This is a genomic window from Microbacterium sp., from assembly GCF_046295495.1.
In the GTDB taxonomy this organism is placed as follows: domain Bacteria; phylum Actinomycetota; class Actinomycetes; order Actinomycetales; family Microbacteriaceae; genus Microbacterium.
On sequence record NZ_JBKBNC010000037.1, the window covers coordinates 1 to 25123 of the forward strand.

The following is a 25123-nucleotide window of genomic DNA, read 5'->3' on the forward strand; positions in this document are numbered from 1 at the left end:
CGCACGCCGCGCCGCACGCCCCCCCGCGCCGCACGCCCCCGCCGCGGACGAACGACGGCGCCGAGCCCCCGAAGGAGCTCGGCGCCGTCGGGCGGGCGGCAGGGTCAGCTGATCAGCAGCAACCGGTGGCCGGCCGAGACGGTGGTTCCGGGGGTGGCGTCGACGCCCGTGATCGTGCCGTCTTTGTGGGCCTGGAGGGGCTGTTCCATCTTCATGGCCTCGAGGACGACGACCAGGTCGCCCTTGACGACCTGCTGTCCCTCTTCGACCGCGACCTTGACGATCGTGGCCTGCATCGGCGACGTGACCGCGTCGCCCGTGGCGCCGGCGGCGGGGGACGCCGTGTGCGAGCGGCGGGACGGCGGCGCGGCGGCGGGGCGGCCGACCTGCGGCGCCGCCGCCGTGATGCGGTCGGGCAGGCTCACCTCGAGGCGCTTGCCGCCGACCTCGACGACGACGGTGTGCCGCCCGGCAGCTGCCGCGGGGGCGTCGAGCTCGCCGTCCCACGCGGGGATGTCGTTGACGAACTCCGTCTCGATCCACCGGGTGAAGACGCCGAAGGTGCCGTCGTCGGCCGTGAACGCGGGGTCGCGCACGACCTTGCGGTGGAAGGGGAGCACGGTCGGCATGCCGGCGACCTCGAACTCGTCGAGCGCGCGGCGGGACCGCTCGAGCGCCTCGGCGCGGTCGCGACCGGTGACGATGATCTTGGCGAGCAGGGAGTCGAAGGCCCCCGAGACGGTGTCGCCCGCGGTGACACCCGAGTCCAGACGCAGGCCGGGGCCACCGAACGTCTTGAAGACGTGGATGGGGCCGGGCTGGGGGAGGAAGCCGCGACCCGGGTCTTCGCCGTTGATGCGGAACTCGATCGAGTGCCCGGTCGGGGCGGGGTCGTCGTAACCCAGCTCCTCGCCCTCGGCGAGGCGGAACTGCTCGCGCACGAGGTCGATGCCCGTGACCTCTTCCGAGACGGGGTGCTCGACCTGCAGACGCGTGTTCACCTCGAGGAACGAGATGGTGCCGTCGGCGCCGATCAGGAACTCGCAGGTGCCGGCACCGACGTAACCGACCTCTTTCAGGATGGCCTTGGATGCCGAGTAGAGGATCGCGTTCTGTTCGTCACTGAGGAACGGCGCCGGGGCCTCCTCGACGAGCTTCTGGTGACGGCGCTGCAGCGAGCAGTCGCGCGTGGAGACGACGACGACGTTGCCGGCGGCATCCGCCAGGCACTGCGTCTCGACGTGCCGCGGCTTGTCGAGGTACTTCTCGACGAAGCACTCGCCGCGGCCGAAGGCGGCGACGGCCTCGCGCGTGGCGGACTCGAACATCTCGGCCACCTCGTCGAGCTCGCGCGCGACCTTGAGGCCGCGTCCGCCGCCGCCGTAGGCGGCCTTGATGGCGATGGGCAGGCCCACCTGCTCGGCGAAGGCGATGACCTCGTCGGCGCCCGCGACGGGACCAGGGGTGCCCGGGGCCAGGGGCGCGCCGACCTTCTCGGCGACGTGCCGCGCGGTGACCTTGTCGCCGAGCGCCTCGATGGCGTCGGGCGAGGGGCCGATCCACACCAGCCCGGCAGCGAGCACCGCGCGCGCGAAGTCGGCGTTCTCGGCGAGGAAGCCGTATCCCGGGTGCACGGCGTCGGCGCCGGAGCGGCGGGCGACCGAGAGGATCTTCTCGATCGAGAGGTAGGTGTCGGCACTGGTCGCCCCGTCGAGGGCGTAGGCCTCGTCGGCGAGGCGGGTGTGCAGTGCGTCACGGTCCTGATCGGCGTAGACGGCGACGGAGGCCTTGCCCGAGTCACGGGCGGCGCGGATGACACGGACGGCGATCTCGCCGCGGTTGGCGACAAGGACCTTGGCGATCTTCGGCATCCTCCCAGCCTATCGAGGGGGCCCGCTCGCCTTTTGACACTCCTCGACAAGAAACGCCGAGAAACGTGTGCGGGAGTCTACGAACGGTTCCAGAGGGCCGTCCACGACCCGTCGAGCTCGCGCACCAGGCGGCGGATGGTCGACAGCGACATGCCCACGACCGTGGAGGGGTCGCCCTCGACGCGTTCGATGAACGCCCCGCCCAGGCTGTCGACGGTGAACGCGCCCGCGACCATCAGCGGTTCGCCGCTCGCGACGTAGGCGGTGATCTCGTCGTCGTCGACGTCGGCGGCGAAGGTGACCGAGGCTTCGGCGACGGCGAATGCCTCGCGCGGCTCGCGTCCCGGCGCGAGGCGGAACACGCTGTGTCCGGAGTGCAGCACACCGGTGCGTCCGCGCATCCCGCGCCAGCGCGCGGTCGCCGCCTCGGCGGTGTACGGCTTGCCGAGGATCTCCTCGCCGAGCGCGAACATCGAGTCGCCGCCGATCACGAAGCCGTCGAAACCGGCATCCTCGGCGAGCAGCCGATGGGCGACGTCGGCCGCCTTGCGACGCGCGAGAAGCAGCACGTGCTCCGGCGCGGGCAGGCGCCGGCCTTCGGCGGCCTCGACCTCCGCGATCACGGCCTCCTCGTCGACCCGGGGCGCGCGGGCCTCCGGCTCGATCCCCGCCTGGCGCAGCAGCATCAGACGGGCGGGGGAGGTGGATGCCAGGCACACGCGCATGCCGACAACGCTACTGCCGCGTCGCCCCGCCGCCGCCGGGCCGCGCCCGTTGACGGGCCCGCCAGGCCGCCGCAGGCTCGGGCGTCGGCGGGTCCGAGCGACAGCCCGCGCCCTGGGCGCCCTCCCGGCCGGATGTGCCAGGCTCGGGGGATGCGCGACGACGACCTCATCGACCTGGACATCACCGGTATCGCCCACGGCGGGGTGTTCGTCGGCCGTCACGAGGGCCGCGTCGTCTTCGTGCCCGACACGCTGCCGGGGGAGCGCGTCCGCGCGCGGCTCACCGACACGCGCAAGAAGGCGTTCTGGCGCGCCGACGCCCTCGAGGTGCTCGAATCCGCGCCCGAGCGGCAGTCGCACGTGTGGCGCTCCGCCGGCATCGAGGTCGATCCCGCGCAGCGCGTCGGCGGGGCCGAGTTCGGTCACATCGCTCTCGCGCACCAGCGTGCGCTGAAGGAGCGGGTAATCCGCGAGGCCGTCGAGCGCGTCGGGCGCCTGGAGCTGCCGGTCGACGTGGTCGCGGCCGGGGTGGGGGACGACGCCGAGTCGGTCGACGGCACCGGCTGGCGCACCCGCGTGAGCCTGCACGTCGATGACGAGGGTCGCGTCGGCGCCTACGCCGCGCGCACCCATCACGTGGTCGAGACGCCCGATCTGCCCCTGGCGACCGAGGCCGTCGCGCGCGCGGCCGCCGAGGTGCGCGGTGGGGCGCGACCGGGCCGCATCGACCTCGTGCAGCCCGCCGACGGCCGCGTCCGCGTGCTGCCGCGGCCCGAGGGGGCGCGGGGCGAGACCCCGCCGGAGATCGTCGAGGAGCGCGTCGGCGATCGGGTGTTCCGCGTCGACGCGGGCGGCTTCTGGCAGGTGCACCGCCTGGCCGCCTCGACCCTCACCTCGCTCGTCTCGGCCGAGCTCACGGCATCCGTGGGTGCGCTCGACCCGGAGGCCACGCATCTCGACCTCTATGGGGGAGTGGGGCTGTTCGCCGCGACCCTCGCGGAACTGGGCGGCAGTGCCACGCGCGTCGTGAGCGTGGAGAGCGATGCCCGCGCGACCGAGCACGCCGGCGAGAACCTCGCGGAGTGGATCGGCGCCCGGGCCGAGACGGCGCGCGTCGACCGCTTCGTCGCGCGCCTCGCCGCCGACGCCTCCGAACGCGAGCGCGAGCGGCTCTCGCGGGGTGTCGTTCTGCTCGACCCGCCCCGCGCGGGGGCCGGCCGCCAGGTGGTGGAGGGCGTCGCCGCCCTGTCGCCCTCGGCCGTGGTCTACGTGGCGTGCGACCCGGTGGCTCTGGCCCGCGACCTCCAGACCTTCGCCGAGCTCGGCTACCGCGCCGACCGCGGCATCCGCGGCGTCGACCTCTTCCCGAACTCGCACCACGTCGAAGCGGTCGCCGTCCTGCGTCGGTGATCCGTCCGGCTTCCGCGGGTCGGACGAGGCCCGCGGAGGTCGTGCCGGGGCGGATGCCGGCCGAGCGGGGGCCCGCCGGGTCCGGCGCCGTGCCCCACGGGCGAGAGCGGATCGGGTCCGACCTCGCGGGACGCGCCGATCCGCGCGGGGGCGACTGCCCCGCGGGGTCGTGCGCGGATACGATGACAGGATGACGCGCGTCGCCCTCATCGATGACCACGAGTCGGTCCGGCTCGGGCTCGAAGCCGCGCTCGCGCGAACCGAAGCCACCCAGGTCGTCTTCTCGGGCGCCAGCGTGGCCTCCTACCTGTCATGGCGGCGGTCGGCCGCCGAGACCCCGGCCGACGTGGTGGTGCTCGACCTCACGCTCGGCGACGGCACGACGGTGTCGGAGAACGTCGACCGCGTCGTGCGCGACGGCTCGAGCGTCATCATCCACAGCGTCGCCGACCGCGCCGGGGCCGTCCGCGAGGCACTCGCCGCCGGGGCCGCCGGCATCGTGAGCAAGTCGTCGCCCACGCACGAAGTGCTCGGGGCCATCGGCACCGTCGCCCGTGGCGAACTGCTCGACAACGTCGAATGGGCCAGTGCCGTCGAAGGCGACCGCGAGTTCGCCGACGCGCAGCTGTCGGCCCGCGAACGCGAAGTCCTCCGTCTGTACGCCGCGGGACTCCCGCTCAAGGCCGTCGCCGAACGCCTCGGTGTGGCCTACTCGACCGCGAAAGAGAACATCACGCGCGTGCGGGTGAAGTACGTCGAGGTCGGACGACCGGCACCCACCAAGGTCGACCTGTTGCGGCGCGCGATGGAAGACGGCATCCTGCAGGATGCGCCCGATGACGCCGGCCGTGGCTGAGACAGACCGATCGGTGCTCGACGAGGCCTGGGGACGCATCCCCCACACGCGCGACGTTCAGACGGAGCAGGGCGCCTTCACCCAGACGCGCATCGAGCGCGTGATCACCCTCATCGTGGGGCCGGGATCGCTCGTGCTCGGTGCGCAGGCGTTCGCCGCGGCGTTCGGCGGGTCGGTCGATGAGGCGCAGGGATGGCACACGCCCCTCGTGCTCGCGGTCTTCATCCCGCTGGTCGCGATGATCGTGGCGTGCACGGTGAACCGCTTCGCCCGGGTTTTCTCCGGGGTCTTCGCGATCGTGTTCGTCCTCGCGCTCGCCGTGTGGCCGCTTGCCACGGCGGGGGGTCCGGCGCCGGTGCCCACCGAGAACCCCTGGATCTTCTACCTCGTCAACGTCGCGACCGTGTCGACCGTCGTCGCCTTCCCGCTGTGGATGCAGGTCACGTGGACGGTCGCGACGCCTCTCCTTTTCGGTGTGGTGCGCCTGCTGCAGGCCGGCGGGCGGCCCGAGTTCGTCGTGCCGGTCATCCTCGACGTGACGTTCGCTCTCATCCTCGGCAGCGTCCTGCTGACGCTGGTCTGGATGTACCGCTCGATCGCGGCGAACGTCGACCAGTCGCGCGCCCTCGCCGTGGCCAGTTACGCCTCCGCGGCGGCGACGGCCGCCAGCGAACACGAGCGGGTGGCCGTCGCGGCCTTGATGCACGACAGCGTGCTCGGCGCGCTGCTGGCCGCCGACCGCGCCTCGAGCCCGCGTGAGCGCACCCTGGCGGTCAGCATGGCGCGCGAGGCGCTGACCCGCCTGGCCAACGCCGAGAAGGACTCGCTCGAGGGCAGCGACGAGCCGGTCCGCGCCCTGCGTCTGGCCGACGACATCGAGATCGCCGCGCGCGAGCTCGGGATCGAACTCACCGTCGTGCGCCGCGTCGAGGAGGGCACACCGCGTGTTCCGGGTCGTATCGCTCGTGCTCTCGTGCTCGCGGCGATGCAGGCGGTGGCCAACGCCGTGCAGCATGCCGACGCCCAGGGGCTCACGGTCGAGCTGACCGGCGGCAGCGCGCCCGGTGGTGTCGCGGTGCGTGTGCGTGACTCGGGCCCGGGCTTCGACATCGCGGCGGTCCCGCCCGACCGCCTCGGCATCCGCGGGTCGATCGACGCCCGCCTCACCGCCGTCGGAGGTCGCAGCGACATCGACTCCTCGCCCGCCGGTACGACGGTGACCCTCGAGTGGGAGAGCGGGGACCGCTGGTGACCGTCCGCGCGATCCTGTCCGTCATCGGCCTCGCCTTCACCGCGTATCTCGCGGCCCGCGGTCTCATCTGGACCTCCCCCGAGACGGTCGAGCGGGGGTGGCTCATCGTCGCCGCCCTCGTGCTCTACCTCCCGGTGACATGGTTGTGGATCTTCGCGATCGGAGCGCGTGAGCGGACGACGGAGAGCGCCGCGACGACCTCGGTGAGACTCCCCGGCTGGGGAGTGGCGCTCGCCCTCGTGGCCGCCGTCGTGGTGCCCAACGCCCCCTTCCTCGCCGTGACCGAGGCGGGGCGCACGCAGCCGTTCGTCACGTGGGTGATCGGCGGGATCGGCGCCCTCATGACGATCGTGATGGTGCGCCGTCGGCCCGTCGTGGCGTGGACGGGTATGGCGATCCTCGGGGTGTCGACGTCGTTCTGGCTCGGTCCGCTCCAGGCGCTGAGCCTGGGCCTGGTGGGCTCGCTCGTCTGGGTCACCGCGGCCCAGCTGGTCACGATCGCCCTCGATCAGGCGGCCCGCGACGCCGAGCGGCTCGCGGAGCTGCAGCAGGCGGCATCCGCGTGGCAGGCCTCGCAGAGCGGCCGACAGCGTGAGCGCCGTCTGCACGTCCAGCGCGCTCTGCAGGCGGCGGGCCCCATCCTCGCGCGGACCATCGAGAACGGCGGCAACCTGCGCGCGGCCGACAAGGAGGCCGCGCGGCGCGCCGAGGCGACTCTGCGCGACGAGTTGCGCGGCAACCGTCTGCTCGACGACGGCGTGCGCGCCGAGATCGAGGCCGCGCGATGCCGGGGCGCCGCCGTCAGCCTCTTCGACGAAGGCGGACTCGAGGGCCTGAACGCGGCCGAGCTCGACGGCGTCCGCAGCGAACTCGCCGGCATCCTGCGCGGCGCGGTGTCGCAGCGCGTGATCATCCGCACGTCCCCGCACCACGAGATCGCGGTGACGGTCGTCGGACGGTCGACCGGCGAGGGGGCCGGCGGCGACGACGACCAGGTCGACCTCTGGCGCGAGATCCGCCGCCCGCGCTGACCTCGGCCGGGCCGCGCGGACCCTCGTCCGAGCCGAGCCGAGCCGAGCCGAGCCGAGCCGAGCCGAGCCGAGCCGAGCCGAGCCGAGCCGAGCCGAGCCGAGCCGAGCCGGTCGCGACGGGCGTGGCACCCGATCGCAACGGACACGCCTCACCCGCAGGCCCGTTCGACGCGGTGGGGGGATTCGTCGACGCTGCCGAGAGTGAGGGGTGAGGGGCGGCGTAGACGCCGACCCCTCACCCGGACGAACGGTTACCCGAAAACCGTCCGTGCGGCCGGATCCGGCTCGATGGAGCGGTCCGACCGAACGCATGATGCGTTCCAGCTCCTCCAGTATTCGGGAGCGGTCCCGCGGCGTCTGTAGGTATTTCGGGGGACAGTCGCGCGGGGCTCAGCCCGTGAAGCCGTTCCATCCGGCCGCGCGATTCAGCGGGGTCCGCAGGCCGCGCGCCGACAGCTCCCACCGTGAGCGCACCGGGGCCTCGGGCGCGGTGGCCTCGGCGACCTCGCGCACGTACGCCTCGCTCACCACGACCACCGCCGCGGCCAACTCCTCTTCGGTCGGCGTACCCCGCACGACCTCCGCGACCACGGGCGGGAGGCCGGCCGCGGGGTCCGTGTTCCGAGGGGTGCTCACAGGGGGATGTTCCCGTGCTTCTTGGCGGGCAGGCTCGCGCGCTTGTTCCGCAGAGCCCGCAGCGCCTTGGCGACCGAGACGCGCGTCTGCGCCGGCTCGATGATGCCGTCGAGCTCGCCGCGCTCGGCGGCCAGGAACGGGGATGCCACGTTGTAGGTGTACTCGTTCGCGAGGCGCGTGCGCACGGCGGCGACGTCTTCGCCGGCCTCCTCGGCGCGCTTGATCTCATTGCGGTACAGGATGTTGACCGCACCCTGACCACCCATCACGGCGATCTCGGCCGTGGGCCAGGCGAGGTTGATGTCGGCGCCGAGCTGCTTGGAGCCCATGACGATGTAGGCGCCGCCGTAGGCCTTGCGCAGGATCACCGTCACCAGCGGCACGGTGGCCTCGGCGTAGGCGTAGAGCAGCTTCGCGCCGCGGCGGATGACGCCGGTCCACTCCTGGTCGGTCCCGGGCAGGTAGCCGGGCACGTCGACGAGGGTCACGATGGGCACGGAGAATGCGTCGCAGAAGCGCACGAACCGGCTGGCCTTCTCACCCGCGTCGATGTTGAGCGTGCCGGCCATCTGCGAGGGCTGGTTGGCGATGATGCCGACCGTGCGTCCCTCGATGCGGCCGAAGCCGATGACGATGTTCGGCGCGAACAGGGGCTGCACCTCGAGGAAGTCCGCGGCATCCACGATCCCGTCGATGACGGTGTGGATGTCGTAGGGCTGGTTGGGCGAGTCGGGGATGACCGTGTTCAGGGAGCGGTCGGCATCCGTCGTCTCGAACTCGAACGGGGTGTCGTAGACGGGGATCTCGGCGAGGTTGTTGTCGGGCAGGTAGCCGATGAGGCTGCGCGCGTAGTCGATCGCGTCGTCCTCGTCGTCGGCGAGGTAGTGCGCCACGCCCGAGCGGGTGTTGTGGGTGTGCGCGCCGCCGAGTTCTTCCATCCCCACGTCTTCGCCGGTGACGGTCTTGATCACGTCGGGTCCGGTCACGAACATCTGGCTGGTCTTGTCGACCATGATGACGAAGTCGGTCAGCGCGGGGGAGTACACCGCTCCACCGGCGGCCGGGCCCATGATGAGCGAGATCTGGGGGATGACGCCGGAGGCCGCGGTGTTCAGGCGGAAGATCTCGCCGTACTTGCCGAGCGCCACGACGCCCTCCTGGATGCGCGCGCCGCCGGAGTCGAGGATGCCGATGATCGGGATGCCACTGCGCAGCGCCAGCTCCATCACCTTGATGATCTTGTCGCCGGCGACCTCGCCGAGGGATCCGCCGAAGGTGGAGAAGTCCTGCGCGTAGACGGCGACCGTGCGGCCGTGGATGGTGCCGGTGCCCGTGACGACCGAGTCGCCGTAGGGGCGCGACTTGTCCATGCCGAAGGCGGTGGTGCGGTGGCGCACGTACTCGTCGAGCTCGACGAAGGAGCCCGGGTCGACCAGCATCTCGATGCGCTCGCGGGCCGTGAGCTTGCCCTTGGCGTGCTGCTTCTGATGCGCGGCGGCTTCGGCATCGACGACCGCCTCCTGGAACCTGCTGCGCAGGTCCGCGATCTTGCCGGCGGTGGTGAAGAGATCGGGCTGGTCGGTCACGCTTTCCACCCTAGCGACCGCACCGGCACCGACGTTGGAGGGTGCGCACAAGCGAAGCGGCGAGTGACTGTGGCATCCGACCATCGAAACCGCGTGACGTCTCCGGAGCTCGCGCGCAACCGGATGCCGATGACCCGACCGTTCTCTAGGGTGTGGAGCATGCCGATCCCCGCATCCGGATATCCCCGTACCGCCGCCGTCAGCCCCCGCGTGCAGGTGGTCGCGACCACCGATTCCACCAACGCCGACGTGATCGAGGCCGTCGCGGCCGATCCCGCCGGCTGGCCGCACCTGTCGCTGCTCGTCACCGACGACCAGCGCGCCGGCCGGGGTCGACTCGACCGCACGTGGATCGCGCCGGCGGGGACCGCGCTCGCGGTGTCGGTGGTCGTGGACGCCTCGCACATCCCGCCGGCTCTGCGCGGGTGGATCCCGCTCGCGGCCGGGGCGGCGATGACGCATGCCGTGCGCGCGCAGCTCGCCGGTCACGGCGGCACCGCCGAGCTGAAGTGGCCGAACGACGTGCTCGTCGACGGCGCGAAGATCTGCGGCATCCTGGCCGAGGCGGTCCCGGGCACCTTCGACACCGTCGTGGTGGGCGCCGGTGTCAACACGCGCATGAGCCGTGCCGACCTGCCCGTCACGACCGCGACCTCCTTCGCCGCGATCGGAGCCGACAGTGACGACGACCGTCTGCTCGCCGACTACCTCGACGGTCTGCGTTCGTTGCTGTCGCGCCTCACCCACGACGAGGTCGACCTGGTGAATCGAGAGATCGAGGAGCTGTGCGCCACGGTCGGCCGCGAGGTGTCGGTGTCGCTGCCGGACGGAACGACCCTCTCGGGCACCGCGGTGCGCATCGATCCGGACGGTCGCCTCGTCGTGGGCTCGGGCACCCTCGAGACGCCCGTCTCCGCGGGCGACGTCGTGCACGTGCGCTGAGTGCGACCGGCGTGTCGAGGCGAGGCCCCTCTCCGCGTGGCATCGGGGGTCTGCCGCTCCGGCGGCGCAGAATGAGACCGTGACCCAGCCGTCGAGCTCGATCGGGCGCCCGCGCATGCCGGCGCCCGGCACGAGCGCGCCCGAGCTGCGCATCGCGCGGCTGCGCTCGCACGCGCGGCGGCTGGCGTGGTCGGCTCTGGTGCTCATCGGGGTCTCGGGAGCGACGGCGTTCTTCTACGGCAACCTGCCCGCCCCCTACGAGGACTGGATGCTGCTGACGGCGGCGGCAGTGCTCGTGCTGCTCCTCGTCGTGGTGCCGTACGTCGCCTGGCTGTCGCACACCTGGACCATCACGACCCGCCGCGTGATCGAGCGGTCGGGCCTGTTCGGCTCGAACCACCGCGAGATCTCCCACGTGCGCGGTTACGCGATCCAGATGCGACGCGGCATCCTGCAACGCCTGTGGGGTGCCGGAACGCTGTCGCTGTCCAACGGCGTGGAGCCCGCGATGCGCCTGAAGAACGTCCCGAACGCCGTGCTCGTGCACGAGACGCTCGTCGACCAGGTCGAGGTCAATCAGATCCTCGCCCACCGCGACTCGCAGTCCTTCGGTTCCGGCTCCGTCGACGTCTGAGGCGGTCCGGCGCGCGCTGCCCGGCTCGCGCGCGTGCGGGCGGCCCGACAGAATGGATGCCGACGGAAGGAGCGGCATGACGCTGCGAGTCGGAGTGGTCGGTGGCGGACAGCTGGCGCGGATGATGATCGCGCCTGCCGTCGAGCTCGGCGTCGAGATCCGCGTGCTCGCGGAAGACGAGGGCATGTCGGCTGCGCTGGCAGCGACGGCGGTCGGCGACTACCGCGACGCCGAGACCGTGCTCGCCTTCGCGCGCGAGGTCGACGTCATCACGTTCGATCACGAGCACGTGCCGCAGGACGTCCTGGCCGCCCTCGTCGACGCCGGCGTGGCGGTGCACCCCGGTCCCGCCCCACTCGGCGTCGCGCAGGACAAGCTGGTCATGCGCGCCCGGATGGCCGAGCTCGCGCTGCCGCAGCCCGACTGGGCCGCCGTCGCCGACGCGACGCACCTGCAGGCGTTCCTCGACGAACACGGCGGGCGCGCGGTCGTGAAGACGCCCCGCGGCGGCTACGACGGCAAGGGCGTGCGCGTCGTGACGGCCGCGACCGAGGCCGACGACTGGTTCGCCGCCCTCGCCGAAGACGCCGGCGGTGGCTCGCTGCTCGTCGAGGAGCTCGTCGACTTCCGTCGCGAGCTCGCCCAGCAGGTGGCACGCCGACCGTCGGGCGAGGTGCGCGCCTATCCCGTCGTCGAGACGGTGCAGCGCGGAGGCGTCTGCGCCGAGGTCATCGCCCCCGGTCCGAGGGCCGAGGAGCGCGTGCGACTCGTGGCCGCCGAGATCGGCGTGGCCGTGGCCGAAGGTCTGGGAGTCACCGGGATGCTGGCGGTCGAGCTGTTCGAGACCTCCGACGATCGCATCCTCATCAACGAGCTCGCCATGCGACCCCACAACAGCGGTCACTGGACCCAGGACGGCGCCGTCACCAGTCAGTTCGAGCAGCACCTGCGCGCGGTGCTCGACCTGCCCCTGGGATCCACGGATGCCGTGGCCCCGTGGGCGGTGATGATCAACGTCCTGGGAGGCCCGGCGACCGGCACCCTCGATGAGCGGTTCGCCGCCGCCATGGCGGCCCAGCCCGCCGCGAAGATCCACACCTACGGCAAGGCGCCGCGTCCGGGTCGCAAGGTGGGGCATGTGAACGTGATCGGCGACGACCTCGACGACGTCGTGTACGTGGCGCGGGCCGCGGCCTCGTTCTTCGACTGAGCCGGCCGTCTGAGCGTGCCGCTCCGCGATCTTCCAGCGAGCCCCCCTAGCCTGGAGCGGTGACCCGGCCGCTGCATTCTTCCGAGACGCCCGTGGTCGGCGTCGTCATGGGCTCCGACTCCGACTGGCGCGTGATGGATGCCGCCTCCTCGGTGCTGACGGAGTTCGGCATCCCGCACGAGGTCGAGGTGGTCTCGGCCCATCGGACGCCCGACAAACTCGTGCGGTACGGCCGTGAGGCCCGCGGGCGCGGGCTGCGCGCGATCATCGCCGGAGCCGGGGGAGCGGCTCACCTCCCGGGAATGCTGGCGTCGGTGACCGCCCTGCCCGTGATCGGCGTGCCGGTGCAGCTCGCGACCCTCGATGGGCTCGACTCCCTGCTGAGCATCGTGCAGATGCCCGCGGGCATCCCCGTCGCCACCGTCTCGATCAACGGCGCGAAGAACGCGGGGCTGCTGGCCGCGCGCATCCTCGGCAGCGCCGACCCCGACCTGGCGGATCGGATCGAGGCCTACGCGCGCGACCTCGAAGCGCAGGTCGAGGAGAAGAACCGCCGGCTGAAGGAGTCTTTGTGACCCTCGCGGCCCCCGCCCGTCCGCGCGCGCACGCGTCGGCGATCGAGTCGCGGCCGCTGCGCAACCCCGACGCCGCCTCGGTCGAGGTCATGACGCGTCGGGCATGGTGGCTGGTCGTTCTGAACGTCCTCGTGCCGGGCTCGGCGCAGGTGCTCGCCGGCGACCGCCGGCTCGGACGGTTCGGGCTGGGAGCCACCCTGGCCGGGTGGGCCGTGATCGTCCTGGGCGCGCTCTTCGCGCTGCTGTGGCCCAGCGGCCTGTTCGCCCTGGCGACCGGATCGTTCATCCCGAGCTTCCTGTCGTGGTTCCGACCCCTCCCGCTCACGCTCGTGCAGATCGCGCTCGTCGGCTACGTCGTGTTGTGGATCGTGCTCACGATCGACACCCTGCGGCTCGTCCGGCTGGTGCGCGTAGGACGGGCGACCCGTTTCGGGGTCACGATCCTCGCGGTGGCCCTGCTCACTCTCTCCGGTTCGGTGGCCGCCTGGGGCGCTCAGGTCGCCGGAGCGACGCGCGACGGCTTCGCCCAACTCTTCGCGGAATCGGCGCCGGTCGTCCCGCCCTCCGACGGGTACTACAACATCCTCCTCCTCGGAGGCGACTCCGGCGAGGGCCGAGACTCGATGCGCTTCGACAGCATCTCGGTCGTCTCGGTCAACGCCGACACCGGCGCCACCACGATCACCGGCATCCCGCGCGACATGCCGCACTTCCCTTTCGCGCCGGGGCCCATGCAAGACGAATACCCCGACGGCCACACCGGGCACGCCGATCCCGTGTGCGGGTGGGGGAGCGGCATCAACCAGCTCCGCACCGAGGTCGAGATCTGCCAGGACGGCAACGCCCTTTACCCGGATGCCGACTCCCGGGGCTCCGAGCCGGGCATCGAGGCCACGAAGGACGCCGCGGAGGGCATCCTCGGCATCCAGATCCCGTACTACGTGCTCATCGACATGAAGGGCTTCGCCGACGTCGTCGACGCTCTCGGTGGTGTCGACATCACGGTGCAGGAGCGCCTGCCCAAGGGCGGACCCGCGTACGACGGTCAGCCGGTGAATGATTGGGCGTTCGGATGGATCGAGCCCGGTGCGCAGCACATGGACGGCGACACCGCCCAGTGGTACGCCCGTTCGCGCTACACCACGAGCGACTTCGACCGCATGCGTCGTCAGCGTGAGCTGCAGGGGGCGATCCTGTCGCAGTTCACGCCGCAGAACGTGCTGTCGCGCTTCACCGAGGTGTGGAAGGCGGGCACCAACACCGTTCAGACGGACTTGCCCCAGTCGCTCATCGCGCCGACCCTCGTCGATCTGGCGCTGAAGGCGAAGGACGAGCCCCTGAACACCCTCGAACTCACCCCCGAGGGCGGCGTCGACGAGTACGACCCCGACTACGACCAGGTGCGGCAGATGGTGGGGGACAAGCTGCACCCGCCGACCGAAACGGAGAGCCCCGCGCCGTGACCGTCACTCTCCGCGTCGTGCTGGACCAGCTCGTCGCGCCCACCTCCCGCGATCTCGCCGAGGCCTCGGCCTCGCTCACGCGGGCCCTCGTCGCGACCGCTCCCCGCGGATGCGATGTGGCCGCCATCGTCCCGGCCCCCGGGCTCGCCGCCGAGCAGAGCATCGAAGGGCTGAGCTCCGAGACCCGCCTGGCCGTGCGACGTCGCGAGCTCGCGGCATCCTGGCAGCTCGGCGTCGCGCCCGGGATCGGCAAGGGACTCATCCACTCGCCCACCGCCCTCGCGCCGCTCGTGCGCCACGATCGCGTCAACGAGACGCACCAGATCGTCGTCACGCTGTGGGATCTGCGGGCGTTCGAGACCCCCGACGAGATGCCCACGACCGAGATGCTCGCCGCCCGAGCGCTGCTCTCGCGGGTGGCGAAGCACGCCGACGCGGTGGTCGTGCCCACCCACGCGATGGCGGAGCGCCTCGCGGAGGTGGCCAAGGCCAAGCTCGTGAAGAAGGTGCGTGTGATCGGCGGCGCACCGACGGCCGACCTGCGGGTCCCCTCGGATGCCGTGGGGCGCTTGCGCGTGCTCGATCTGCCGTCGGTGTTCGTCGCCGCCGCCGGCGGGATCGCGGCATCCGACGGGCTCGCCCGTGTCTTCGCCGCCGTCGCCTCCTCCGGGTGGGACGGCGAGATGGTGGTGCTGGACGTGCCCGAGGGTGAGGAGCCCGGGGTGGTCGAGCTCGCGGTGGGCGCGGGGCTGTCGCACTCGCGCGTGCACGCGCGGGGGTCGCTGGATCAGTGGGATCGGGCCGCGGTGCTTTCGCACGCCGCCGCCTTCGTCTCGGCCTGCGAGCGTGCCGACTGGCCCTGGCGCGTCGTCGACGCGCTCGCTCTGGGCGTCCCGGTCGCCGTGGTGGACACCCCCGTGCACCGGGAGGTGCTCGCCGACGCCGCGGCGTTCGCCCCCGCCGAAGCGCTCGCGGGAGCGGTCGACCGCGCACTCGGCGACGAGGCGGAGCGTCTGCGCGTCCTCGCGGGCGACCGGGCGAAGGGCTTCGCGTGGCGAGCATCGGCGGAGCGGGTCTGGGCGCTGCACGCGGAGCTGTGATCCGCGCGGCGTCGCGACCGCGGCGGGTGCCGACCTTATGCTCGGACGCATGCCTGCTCGCGTCGGGATCGTCGTCCGCACCCGCCACCGCCCGGCGTTCCTGACCCGGGCGCTTCGCGACATCGCAGCGCAGTCGTGGACCGATTATCGTGTGGTCGTCGTCAACGACGGCGGGGAGCCGGCCGAGATCGACGGGGCCGTCGCCGAGGCCGCTGTCGACGGTGTCGAGATCGTGCACATCGCCCCCGGTGCGGGGGGCCGGTGCGTTGCCGCCAACGTGGGGATCCGCGCCCTCGACACCGATTACGTCGTGTTGCACGACGACGACGACCGTTGGCATCCGCAGTTCCTCACGCGCACGGTGGCGTGGCTCGACGCGTCTCCCGGCGATGCGGCGGTCTCCGTGACGACCGAGATCGTGTACGAGGAGCGCCGCGGCGCGGAGTGGGTCCAGGTCGGGCGAGCGCCCTTCTGGGCTGGAATGCAGCGCATCTCTCTGTCGGAGATGATGAGCGTCAATCGCGCGGTGCCGATCTCCGTCCTCTACCGACGCTCCGTGCACGACGAGGTGGGGTGGTACGACGAGACGCTCGACGCCGTCGAGGACTGGGACTTCTACCTGCGCATCCTGCGTGCGCAGGGGATCGGGTTCATCTCGTCGGAGCCTCTGGCGTTCTGGGTGCAGCGCCCCGATGCCGTCGGGGGCGATGCCAACAGCATGTTCGGCCTGGCCTCCGAGCACTCACGCGACGACGCAGTCGTGCGCGACCGCGCCCTGTCCGAGTGGGTGCGGCGCGAGGGTGCCGGGTTACCGCTGTACATGGCGGCCGCGGACGCCGAGATGAGGGCGCACGTCGACCGCGCCGTCGGTGACGCGGTGGACCGCATCGTCAATCGGGTCCGCGAAGAAATGCGAGCCGATCTGAGAGCGGAGATCGATGCGCATCAGCCCGTCATGTCGCGGTTGCGGGCCCTGCGACGACGCCTTGCGGGGCGGTAGCCTCGCTCTCTCTGGGCTCGTTATTCACATCCGTCACTTGTGCAACGCATAATGAACGCGTGAAGAACCCTCTCGGCACCCCGGTCCGCTCCCTCCCCCGGCGGACGCGGATCGCGCTCCCTGCCCTCGTTCTGCTCGGTGGGCTGACCCTCGCGGGGTGCGCCACGCCGATGCCGGGAGGCCCAGCCGCCCCCGGTGCGACCGTGTCGCAGACACCCACCCCCACTCCTGCTTCATCGACGTCGACGTCGCCCAGCGCCGCGGCGACGCCTGCGCCCAGCGCGAGTGCGACGGCCGATGCCCCGTACAACGGAGAGGTGCTGGTCGTCACGTCCGAGGTGCGGGACGGCAGGCTCGAGGTCTCGGCGATGGTGCCGGGAGTCTCGGAGGCCGGCGGGACCTGCACCCTCACCCTCACGTCGACCGGCGAGACCGTCTCGGTCGCCGGCAACGAGGGCAAGGACGTGACGTACTGCGGGCTCATGTCTATCGACGCGGGCTCGTCGGCCGAGGTCTCCTTCACCGTGGCGTACTCGTCCACCACTCTGCGAGCACGATCCGACATCGCGACGGTCGAGACGGCGCCGTGATCCGAGGTTCCCGGCGCCGCGGTGTGGCGGCGGTCGTCGCCTCGTGGGCGTGCGCTCTCGCGCTCCTGGTGGCGGCGCCGGTCGTGCTCCCCGCGACCGTCGCCCCCGCGGAGTCCGCTGCGGCCGCCGACGCGTCGGACTGGAATCCGGGCAACATCATCGACGATGCCCTGTTCTTCGACGGCTCGACGATGTCGTCGGGTGAGATCCAGACTTTCCTCAACGGCAAGGTCCGCGCGTGCCAGTCAGGGGCCACCTGCCTCAAGGACTACCGACAGAGCACGGACGACCGCCCGGCTGACAGGTACTGCAACGGATATTCGGGAGCCGCCAATGAGAGTGCGGCGACCATCATCGACAAGGTCGCGCGCTCGTGCGGCATCAGCCAGAAGGCGCTTCTGGTGCTCCTGCAGAAGGAGCAGGGCCTGGTCACCTCGACGGCCCCGTCCGCGCGGAACTACGCGGCGGCGACGGGTCAGGGATGTCCCGACACTGCGCCGTGCGACTCCTCCACGATGGGTTTCTTCTACCAGGTCTACTACGGGGCTCGGCAGTTCGAGATCTACCGCCTGAACCCGAGCTGGTGGGGTTATCAGGCCGGGCGCTGGAACAACATCTTGTTCGACACGGAGGCGCGCTGCGGCACGCAGCGGGTGTTCATCGAGAACCAGGCCACCGCCGCGCTGTACATCTACACCCCGTACGTCCCCAACGCGGCGGCGCTGCGCAACCTCTACGGTGAGGGCGACGACTGCTCGGCCTACGGCAACCGCAACTTCTGGCGCACGTACACCGACTGGTTCGGTTCGACGAAGGCAGGCGGAGGGCCGTTCGGTTCGGTCGACGCCATCGAGGCGTACCCGGGCGGCATCCGGGTGCGCGGATGGGCGGTAGACCCCGACACCTCCGCCCCTATCGCGGTGCGCGCCACCCTCGCGAGTGCGATCACGACCCTGACCGCCGACGGCGATCGGCCGGATGTGGCCGCGGCCTACCCGGGTAGCGGCGCCGCGCACGGCTTCGATGCGCGGATCCCGGCACCGAGCGGGGGCAGCGGACAGGTGTGTCTGTACGCCGTGAACACCGGCCGCGGTTCCGACACCACGCTGGGATGCCGGGACATGCCCTTCTACACGGGCTCACCCGTCGGCGCGATCGACTCGGTCAAGGTGTCGTCGGGGTCGGTCACGGTGGCCGGGTGGGCGCTCGATCCCGACACGGCGTCGTCCATCGCGGTGCACGCCTACGTCGATGGAGTCGGGTCGGTGCTCACGGCGGCCCGGGCGCGCACCGACCTGGCTTCGCATTATCCCGTGCACGGCACGGCGCATGGGTACAGCGCGACGCTCAAGGTGCCGCGCGACGCGAAACAGATCTGCCTCTACGCCATCAACGCCGGGCCGGGGGGCAACACTACGCTGGGTTGCCGCAGCATCATGACCCCGGCCGCGCAGGATATCGGTCGCGCCCCGATGGGGTACATCGACAGTTTCGACGTCGTCGGCACGACCGCCCGCGTCACGGGCTGGGCCCTCGACCCCGACACGCGCAGCCCGATAGCGGTGCACGTCTACGTGGGCGCCGCGGGCCGCGCCATCTCGGCCGGTGGGGTCCGCGACGACATCGCTGCCGCGTATCCGGCCTACGGTTCCCGGCATGGATTCTCGACCGTGGTCGACCTGCCGCCCGGCAACACGCCCGTCTGCCTCTACGCGATCAACACCGCAGGTGAGAACACGACCCTGGGGTGCCGCACCGTGACGGGTAGCGACCAAGGGCGCGCCCCGATCGGCGCGCTCGATGCGGTGACGGTCTCAGGACGCACCGCCGTCGTCGCGGGATGGGCCATCGACCCCGACACCGTGCGTCCGATCTCGGTGCGCATCTCGGTCGAGGGCAAGGTCACGACCGTGACAGCGCAGTCGAGTCGCCCCGACGTGGCGGCCGCCTACCCCGCATATGGCGTTTCCCATGGTTTCTCCCGGAAGGTCGACATCCCCATCGGGCCGTCGAGGGTATGCGCCACGGCGATCAACACCGACGGATCGAACACCGAGCTCGGATGCCGTGACATCTCGACGCGCGACGAGGGCAAGACCCCCATCGGAAGCGTCGATGAGGTCAGCGTGTCGGGCACGACGGCGACGATCCGCGGATGGGCCATCGACCCCGACACCCGGCGTCCGATCCCGGTGCACGTGTACATCCGCGGTGCGGCGACCGTCTTGACCGCGAACGGCAGCCGCCCTGACGTCGCCAAGGTGTACCCGCTGTACGGCGCCGCGCACGGGTTCCGGACGACTCTGCAGGTCCCGGCCGGAACCTCGCAGCTGTGCATCTACGCCATCAACACCTCGGGCGACAATCCGCTCCTCGGATGCCGGACGGTCACCGGGGTGGCCGGCGCGCCCATCGGCAACATCGACGTCGTGACGGGTGGAAACCGGGCACTCGCCCTGTGGGGGTGGGCGTTCGACCCCGATGTCACCGGGCCCGTCGACGTGCGCGTCTCGATCGACGGCGTGGTGCGCACGGTCACCGCCGGTCGCCCCCGCGCGGATGTGGCCGCCGCCTACCCGAAAGCCGGTCCCCGGCACGGGTTCGATCAACGGTTCTCCGCCGCCAAAGGCACCCGCAAGGTCTGCGTGAGCATTCCCGACGACCGGGGGAAGTATTCCGTCGATCTGGGGTGCAAGTACGTCATCGTGCGGTGAGACACAGAACCCCCGGAGACCGCGGAAGCGGTTCCCGGGGGTTCTGTGCCGTCACCGTCCGCGGCGACCCGGGACCGACGCGGGTGCGGTCTGCGCGAGCGGACGGCCGATGACGATGGTCGTGAGGACGGCCAGACCCGCGAAGAAGACGACGGCGAGCAGGACGACCGGCAGAGGCGGCGACCACTGCCAGGTCGCGAGGAAAGCGGCGGTCTCGCCCGCCAGGTAGCGGTGCGCGGTGCGGATGACGGTGACGGTCACCCCCACCACGAGGAACGACGGGAGAAGCCATCGCAGCATTGAGACGAGACGCCGTACCGCCGTCTCCATCGGGACCCGGTCGGGACCCGAATCGACCGTCAGCGCGGCGATGACGAGCAGAGCGGCCACGAGCGGCATCGTATAGCGGCCCTGCCATCCGTACCCGGACCACTGCAAGCCCGCGAGAACGCCGGGAATGACAGTGGCCGAGGCGAAGGCGAGAAGAATGGCCCACCGTGCGCGCCGGGTGGCGAGGCCGAAACAGAGCACGACCACGCCGCCGAGCAGCAGAATCCACGACGTTGACAGGATGTTGGGGCTGCGCAGGTCGAGCCATCCGAGATTGCCGTACATCTGCGTCACCTGCTCGTGGTAGTTCGAGTAGTACACCGCGATGCCGGCGATGCCGTCGGCCAGGGACGCGGGCCTCTCCACGCCGACGTAGTTCGTCCCGTGGACGAGCACCCAGCCCACACTGAACGCCGTGACCGCACCGATGCCGGCTGCCGTGACCCATATGCGGCGATCCCCGAGGAGCTCGCGCACGCGCGCGAGGCCGGCGACGACGAGCAGGGCCACAGCGGTGACGGCGAGGAAGAGGGGCGACAACCCGCGTGTGGTGACGAGGACGCACGATGAGGCCAGGAGGAGCGAGTGCTCTTCGCGCCAGCCGGAGGTGCGGGGCCCGCACGCGACGGCGAAGCCGGACACCGTCGCGGCGAAAAGGGTCGCGATCTCCCAGGCGCTGGGATTCAGCACCATGCCCACGTAGAGCGTCATGGGGGTGAGGAACAGCGAGGCTGCCAAGAGCGGCAGGGGCGACGCGGCTGTGCGCCAGAGGAAGGACAAGCCCCACGCCAGGAAGAGCGCGGTGACGGTCGCCGCGAGAGCTCGCGCCACGTAAAGGCCGTACTCGGTCGGCACCAGCAGTGTGCCCAGGCCGGTCCAGAGGTAGAACACCGGGTTGTACAGGCCCGCGTTGGTCTGCGAGAGGACGCCGCCGCTCTCGGCGATGCGCAGCGGCCCCTGGCAGGCGGCGGTCACGTCGGGCTGGAAGGCGATGCAGGTGGCGAACTGATGCGTGTTCGCGAGCCGTGCGGGGAGCGTGGGCTCGAGCATCCCCGCCTGCCCCCGCACGACGGCGGCCGCGTAGACGTAGTGCGCGGCCTCGTCGGCGCCCGACGCGATCGGCAGGAACACGGCGCCGCTCAACAGGATCGCCAGGAGCGCGACGAAGACGACGGCGACGTGGGCGAGTTGATGGCGAGGGAGGGCGAGGCGGACGAGCGAAGAAGGCATGTGCGTGGATCTCTCTGGAGCGCGGCTCTCAGCGTCACGGCGGGGCAGTGACGGCCTGGGCGATTCTACAAGCAGCCATCTCGGCCGCCTTCCGGGGGTGCCCGGGCTTCGCGGGCCCGAGACGGGCTCGCTGCTACGATGATGCCGATGTCCGCGGCACGCTCGAACACTCTGGTCATCGTTCCGGCGTGGAACGAGGGCGAGAGCGTCGGTCCCACTGTTCGGGAAATCCGGCAGCAGCCCGAGGCCTGGGACATCGTCGTCGTCGACGACGGTTCCGAGGACGACACCGCGGAGCGCGCGCGTGAAGCGGGAGCGACCGTGTTGTCGCTGCCGTTCAATCTCGGGGTGGGCGGCGCGATGCGTGCCGGGTTCCGGTACGCGTACACACACGGTTACACCCGAGCTATCCAGGTGGATGCAGACGGGCAGCACAATCCCCGTGATATCGCGGCCGTGCTCGACGGACTCGAGGGGGCCGACATCTCGATCGGTGCCCGCTTCGCCGAGGTGGGCGATTACTCCGCTCGCGGGCCACGCCGCTGGGCGATGCGCATGCTGGCCACGGTGCTCTCCCGTATTGCCGGAACGCGTCTCACCGACGTCACCAGCGGCTTCCGTGCGGCGAATGCGCGGGCGATCGATCAGTACGTCGTGTACTACCCGGCCGAGTATCTCGGCGATACCGTCGATTCCCTCGTGAACGCCCTGCACGCAGGTCTCACCGTCACGCAGGTGCCGGTTGCCATGCGGCCCCGCTCAGCCGGCCGGCCGAGCCAGAACCCCTTCGGGGCGGCCGTGTACCTCCTGCGGTCGATGTTCGCCCTGTCGCTCGCGATCATGCGCGGCGCGGCCACCAAGACGGGGGTCCGTGCGTGATCGTCTTCGCCGGGATCGCCTTCGCCATCCTCGTGCTGGCGATCATCGTCGCCATGCTGCTGCGTCGGCAGTTGCGCGAGAAATACGCGACTCTCTGGCTGGTCATCGGTCTCGCCCTGCTGGTGATCTCGATCTTCCCCGGCCTGTTGGTGCAGCTCACCCATCTTCTGGGCGTGGAAGTCCCGGCGAATCTCATCTTCGCGATGTCGATCGCTCTCCTGGTGGGTGTCGCACTGCATCTGTCGTGGGAACTCTCCCGAGCGGAAGAAGAGATTCGACGTCTCGCCGAGGAGGTCGCGATCGGCCGCGCCGACATCGAGACCCTGGCACGCAGGTTGGATGCGCTCGAACCCCTCCCCCCGTCCGCGGACCCACGCGAGGACGTTCCGCGGTCCTGAGCCGGGCGAGCCAGCGGATGTCCGCTCACACGGGCGGGGCGGGTCTCCGAGAGGGGGCGAAGATCCAGTACCGGTAGGCGAAATAGTTCCAGACGGTGGTCGAGCCGACTGCCACGACCTTGCCGACGACCCACGGCAGCCCGAGGGCGGCGACGGCCGCGACGATCGCGGTGGTGGCGACGGTGTTGAAGGCGACCAGCGTCGTGTACTTCACGGCACTGGATGCCATGCCCGCCTCCGTACCGAAGGTGAACGCGCGCTGCAAGAAGTAGGTGATGGCGAAGCTGAGCAGGAATGCGGCCGGCGTCGCGACCACGAGCGGGACGGCGAAAACGTCGTGGAGAAGGGCGAGAAGACCGAGGTCGATCAGGAACGCCCCACCACCGACCACCAGGTAGCGCAGCGCGCTGTGTCTCCACGCAGAGCGCGCCGCACGGACGAGGGGTCCGCGGGATTCGTCCGGGATCCGGCTGCCGGGCGCGCTCACGCGCGCTCGAGGTACTCGCGCAGTCGCACGCCCGCGTCAGCGAGCGGAAGTCCGACCGCCTGGGCGGCAGCCGCGTCGAGCACACTGTTGAGCGGTCGAGGCGCCACGGGGCCGGTCGCGCCGGCGAAGTACTCCGCCGTGCTGACACCCGTGACCCGACCGGGGTCATGCCCCGTCAGCTCGAACACCGTGCGGGCGACGTCGAACCACGTCACCGGCTCACCCTGACCGGTGACGTTGTATACGCCGAAGGGCGCCTCTCCGTCGATCAGGGCACGAATGGCCGCGGCGATGTCGGAGGTGAAGCTGAGCCGGCCCACTTGATCGTCGACGACTCGCGGATCGATTCCGCGCTCTGCCAGCGACGCCATGGTGCGCACGAAGTTGTTGCCCTCACCGATCACCCAACTGGTCCGCACGATGTAGTGCCGGGGCAGGGTCGACACCACGACGTCGCCCGCCGCCTTCGTCTGTCCGTAGACGCCGAGCGGTGACAGGGCGGCGCCCTCGGGATAGGCGCCATCGGCGGTTCCGTCGAAGACGTAGTCGCTGGAGACGTGAACGAGGGTGATGCCGTTGCGGCCGGCGACGCGGGCGAGGGCGGCGACCGCCGTCACGTTCGCGGCCCAGGCCTGGACCCGCCCCTCCGTGGTCTCCGCTGCGTCCACCTTGGTGTACGCCGCGGCGTTGATGATCGTCGCATAGTCGCGCCAGCGGCGCGCGGCATCCAGATCGGGGGAGGTGAGGTCGAGCTCGGCGCGGGAGGCGTACTCGATCCAGGGGTGTTCGCCGAACTCCTCGCGCAGCGCGCGCCCCAACTGACCGTTCGCTCCGGTCACCAGGATCTTCTTCGGGGGCATCGGCACCACGTCGGCCAGGCGGGGGTGCTGCAGGTCCTTCGCGCTGATCTCGACGTTCTCGAGCGGGATCGGCCAGTCGATGGCAGCCGTCTCGTCGGCGAGGTTGAGGAAGGTGTACGTGGCGTCGGGCGACCAATGGTCGTTCACAAGGTAGGTGTAGGCGGTATCGGGCTCGAGCGTCTGGTAGGAGTTGCCGACGCCGCGCGGCACGAAGATCGCCGTCGACGGATCGAGCTCGGCGGTGAACACCGCGCCGAACGTGTCGCCCTCGCGAAGGTCGACCCAGGCGCCGAAGATGCGTCCGGTCGCGACGGAGACGTACTTGTCCCACGGTTCTGCGTGGATACCGCGCGTGGTGCCGACGGCGTCGTTGAACGAGATGTTGTTTTGAACCGGACCGAAGTCGGGAAGCTCGATGCCGGCGGCGGCCATCTTCTCGCGCTGCCAGTTCTCCTTGAACCACCCGCGCGCGTCGCCGTGCACGGGGAGGTCGAGGATGATCAGGCCCGGGATGGGCGTCGCGCGCGCGGACAGGCCCTTGCTGAACTCGATCGGCATGTCCGTCACTGTCCTTTGCTGGCGTAGAAGGCTTCGACGCCGTCTTTGGTGGGGGCCCACCAGGCTTCGTTGTCGCGGTACCAGTCGATGGTGGCGGCCAGTCCCGTTTCGAAGTCGCCGTAGGTGGGCGTCCACCCGAGTTCGGTGCGGAGTTTGGTGGAGTCGATGGCGTAGCGCAGGTCGTGTCCGGGGCGGTCGGTGACGAGGTCGTACGCGTCGGCGGGTTGCCCGGTGATCTGGAGGATCAGTTCGACGACGCTCTTGTTGTCTTCTTCGCCGTCGGCGCCGATGAGGTACGTCTCGCCGATTTCGCCCTTGTCGAGGATGGTCAGCACGGCCGAGGAGTGGTCGTCGGCGTGGATCCAGTCGCGCACGTTCTCACCGGTGCCGTACAGCTTGGGGCGAATGCCGCGCAGGACGTTGGTGATCTGGCGGGGGATGAACTTCTCCACGTGCTGGTAGGGGCCGTAGTTGTTGGAGCAGTTGCTGATGGTGGCGCGCACCCCGAAGGAGCGCACCCACGCGCGCACGAGGAGGTCCGAGCCGGCCTTGGTCGAGGAGTACGGCGAGGACGGGTTGTAGGGGGTGTTCTCGGTGAAGCGGGCGGGGTCGTCGAGTTCGAGGTCGCCGTAGACCTCGTCGGTGGAGATGTGGTGGAAGCGTACGTCGTGTCGGCGGGCGGCTTCCAGCAGCGTGTAGGTGCCGATGATGTTGGTGTCCAGGAACGGACGCGGGTCGTGCAGGGAGTTGTCGTTGTGGGACTCGGCGGCGTAGTGCACCACCGCG

At 71.0% G+C, this 25123-nt stretch carries 23 protein-coding genes; 15 read left to right on the plus strand and 8 right to left on the minus strand.

Features of this window, described 5'->3' with window-relative positions; translation table 11 throughout:
* Positions 1–104 precede the first annotated feature (104 nt).
* The gene (locus tag ACK4LS_RS11950) at positions 105–1871 is read right to left on the minus strand and encodes a biotin carboxylase N-terminal domain-containing protein (protein ID WP_409717391.1); all 1767 of its coding nucleotides are present in this window, start codon (positions 1869–1871) and stop codon (positions 105–107) included.
* 77 nt (positions 1872–1948) lie between these two features.
* A complete protein-coding gene (locus ACK4LS_RS11955) occupies positions 1949–2596 on the minus strand; it encodes a Maf family protein (protein ID WP_409717393.1) in 648 nt (215 codons plus the stop codon).
* A gap of 150 nt (positions 2597–2746) precedes the next feature.
* On the opposite strand from ACK4LS_RS11955, the gene ACK4LS_RS11960 reads away from it, so the two are divergent.
* The 4 genes from ACK4LS_RS11960 to ACK4LS_RS11975 all read left to right on the plus strand — a co-directional run bounded on the left by ACK4LS_RS11960 (position 2747) and on the right by ACK4LS_RS11975 (position 7145).
* Positions 2747–4006 (plus strand): class I SAM-dependent RNA methyltransferase, encoded by a 1260-nt coding sequence (locus tag ACK4LS_RS11960; RefSeq protein WP_409717395.1) that lies wholly within the window; start codon positions 2747–2749, stop codon positions 4004–4006.
* A gap of 190 nt (positions 4007–4196) precedes the next feature.
* Entirely contained in the window at positions 4197–4862 is a 666-nt protein-coding gene (locus ACK4LS_RS11965; protein ID WP_409717397.1) for a response regulator, read from the plus strand.
* On the plus strand, positions 4855–6114 hold the full coding sequence (locus ACK4LS_RS11970) for a sensor histidine kinase (protein ID WP_409717399.1): 1260 nt from the start codon (positions 4855–4857) through the stop codon (positions 6112–6114). The genes ACK4LS_RS11965 and ACK4LS_RS11970 overlap by 8 nt, the downstream gene beginning before the upstream one ends.
* Positions 6111–7145, plus strand: coding sequence for a hypothetical protein (locus tag ACK4LS_RS11975; protein WP_409717401.1), 1035 nt, complete (start codon positions 6111–6113; stop codon positions 7143–7145). The genes ACK4LS_RS11970 and ACK4LS_RS11975 overlap by 4 nt, the downstream gene beginning before the upstream one ends.
* 390 nt (positions 7146–7535) lie before the next feature.
* Here the strand turns inward: ACK4LS_RS11975 and ACK4LS_RS11980 are convergent, their stop codons facing one another.
* Together ACK4LS_RS11980 and ACK4LS_RS11985 are read right to left on the minus strand one after the other, a co-directional pair.
* Positions 7536–7781 carry an acyl-CoA carboxylase epsilon subunit gene (locus tag ACK4LS_RS11980; RefSeq protein ID WP_409717403.1) on the minus strand — a complete coding sequence of 82 codons (246 nt, stop codon included), beginning with the start codon at positions 7779–7781 and terminating at the stop codon, positions 7536–7538.
* Positions 7778–9367, minus strand: coding sequence for an acyl-CoA carboxylase subunit beta (locus ACK4LS_RS11985; protein WP_409717405.1), 1590 nt, complete (start codon positions 9365–9367; stop codon positions 7778–7780). The genes ACK4LS_RS11980 and ACK4LS_RS11985 overlap by 4 nt, the downstream gene beginning before the upstream one ends.
* A gap of 159 nt (positions 9368–9526) precedes the next feature.
* Here ACK4LS_RS11985 and ACK4LS_RS11990 point away from each other — a divergent pair, with 159 nt between their 5' ends.
* The 9 genes from ACK4LS_RS11990 to ACK4LS_RS12030 all read left to right on the plus strand — a co-directional run bounded on the left by ACK4LS_RS11990 (position 9527) and on the right by ACK4LS_RS12030 (position 19595).
* Positions 9527–10309, plus strand: coding sequence for a biotin--[acetyl-CoA-carboxylase] ligase (locus ACK4LS_RS11990; protein ID WP_409717407.1), 783 nt, complete (start codon positions 9527–9529; stop codon positions 10307–10309).
* A 79-nt stretch (positions 10310–10388) separates the two neighbouring features.
* Positions 10389–10943, plus strand: coding sequence for a PH domain-containing protein (locus ACK4LS_RS11995; RefSeq protein WP_409717409.1), 555 nt, complete (start codon positions 10389–10391; stop codon positions 10941–10943).
* 76 nt (positions 10944–11019) lie between these two features.
* The gene (locus ACK4LS_RS12000) at positions 11020–12153 is read left to right on the plus strand and encodes a 5-(carboxyamino)imidazole ribonucleotide synthase (protein ID WP_409717411.1); all 1134 of its coding nucleotides are present in this window, start codon (positions 11020–11022) and stop codon (positions 12151–12153) included.
* 107 nt (positions 12154–12260) lie between these two features.
* Positions 12261–12728: a 5-(carboxyamino)imidazole ribonucleotide mutase gene (gene purE, locus ACK4LS_RS12005; RefSeq protein ID WP_409717433.1), complete on the plus strand. Its 468-nt coding sequence runs from the start codon at positions 12261–12263 to the stop codon at positions 12726–12728.
* Positions 12725–14191 carry an LCP family protein gene (locus tag ACK4LS_RS12010; protein WP_409717413.1) on the plus strand — a complete coding sequence of 489 codons (1467 nt, stop codon included), beginning with the start codon at positions 12725–12727 and terminating at the stop codon, positions 14189–14191. Before purE ends, ACK4LS_RS12010 begins: the two co-directional genes overlap by 4 nt.
* Entirely contained in the window at positions 14188–15291 is a 1104-nt protein-coding gene (locus ACK4LS_RS12015) for a glycosyl transferase (RefSeq protein WP_409717415.1), read from the plus strand. Before ACK4LS_RS12010 ends, ACK4LS_RS12015 begins: the two co-directional genes overlap by 4 nt.
* A 49-nt stretch (positions 15292–15340) precedes the next feature.
* Positions 15341–16291: a glycosyltransferase family 2 protein gene (locus ACK4LS_RS12020; protein ID WP_409717417.1), complete on the plus strand. Its 951-nt coding sequence runs from the start codon at positions 15341–15343 to the stop codon at positions 16289–16291.
* Between the two features lie 59 nt (positions 16292–16350).
* Positions 16351–16881, plus strand: coding sequence for a hypothetical protein (locus tag ACK4LS_RS12025; RefSeq protein WP_409717419.1), 531 nt, complete (start codon positions 16351–16353; stop codon positions 16879–16881).
* Entirely contained in the window at positions 16878–19595 is a 2718-nt protein-coding gene (locus ACK4LS_RS12030) for a hypothetical protein (RefSeq protein WP_409717421.1), read from the plus strand. The genes ACK4LS_RS12025 and ACK4LS_RS12030 overlap by 4 nt, the downstream gene beginning before the upstream one ends.
* A gap of 51 nt (positions 19596–19646) precedes the next feature.
* Here ACK4LS_RS12030 and ACK4LS_RS12035 read toward each other — a convergent pair whose 3' ends face one another.
* Positions 19647–21155: a DUF2142 domain-containing protein gene (locus ACK4LS_RS12035; RefSeq protein ID WP_409717423.1), complete on the minus strand. Its 1509-nt coding sequence runs from the start codon at positions 21153–21155 to the stop codon at positions 19647–19649.
* A gap of 141 nt (positions 21156–21296) precedes the next feature.
* Between ACK4LS_RS12035 and ACK4LS_RS12040 the strand changes: the two genes are divergently transcribed.
* Positions 21297–22034 (plus strand): glycosyltransferase family 2 protein, encoded by a 738-nt coding sequence (locus ACK4LS_RS12040; protein WP_409717435.1) that lies wholly within the window; start codon positions 21297–21299, stop codon positions 22032–22034.
* Complete coding sequence (locus tag ACK4LS_RS12045) at positions 22031–22432, plus strand: DUF2304 domain-containing protein (protein ID WP_409717425.1); 402 nt, start codon at positions 22031–22033, stop codon at positions 22430–22432. Before ACK4LS_RS12040 ends, ACK4LS_RS12045 begins: the two co-directional genes overlap by 4 nt.
* A 25-nt stretch (positions 22433–22457) precedes the next feature.
* Here the strand turns inward: ACK4LS_RS12045 and ACK4LS_RS12050 are convergent, their stop codons facing one another.
* From ACK4LS_RS12050 to rfbB, 3 genes are all read right to left on the minus strand, one after another.
* A complete protein-coding gene (locus tag ACK4LS_RS12050) occupies positions 22458–22823 on the minus strand; it encodes a GtrA family protein (protein WP_409717427.1) in 366 nt (121 codons plus the stop codon).
* A 92-nt stretch (positions 22824–22915) separates the two neighbouring features.
* The gene (locus tag ACK4LS_RS12055; protein ID WP_409717429.1) at positions 22916–24337 is read right to left on the minus strand and encodes a sugar nucleotide-binding protein; all 1422 of its coding nucleotides are present in this window, start codon (positions 24335–24337) and stop codon (positions 22916–22918) included.
* A 5-nt stretch (positions 24338–24342) separates the two neighbouring features.
* Positions 24343–25123: dTDP-glucose 4,6-dehydratase (rfbB, locus tag ACK4LS_RS12060; protein WP_409717431.1), on the minus strand; the 781-nt coding region annotated here is incomplete at its 5' end.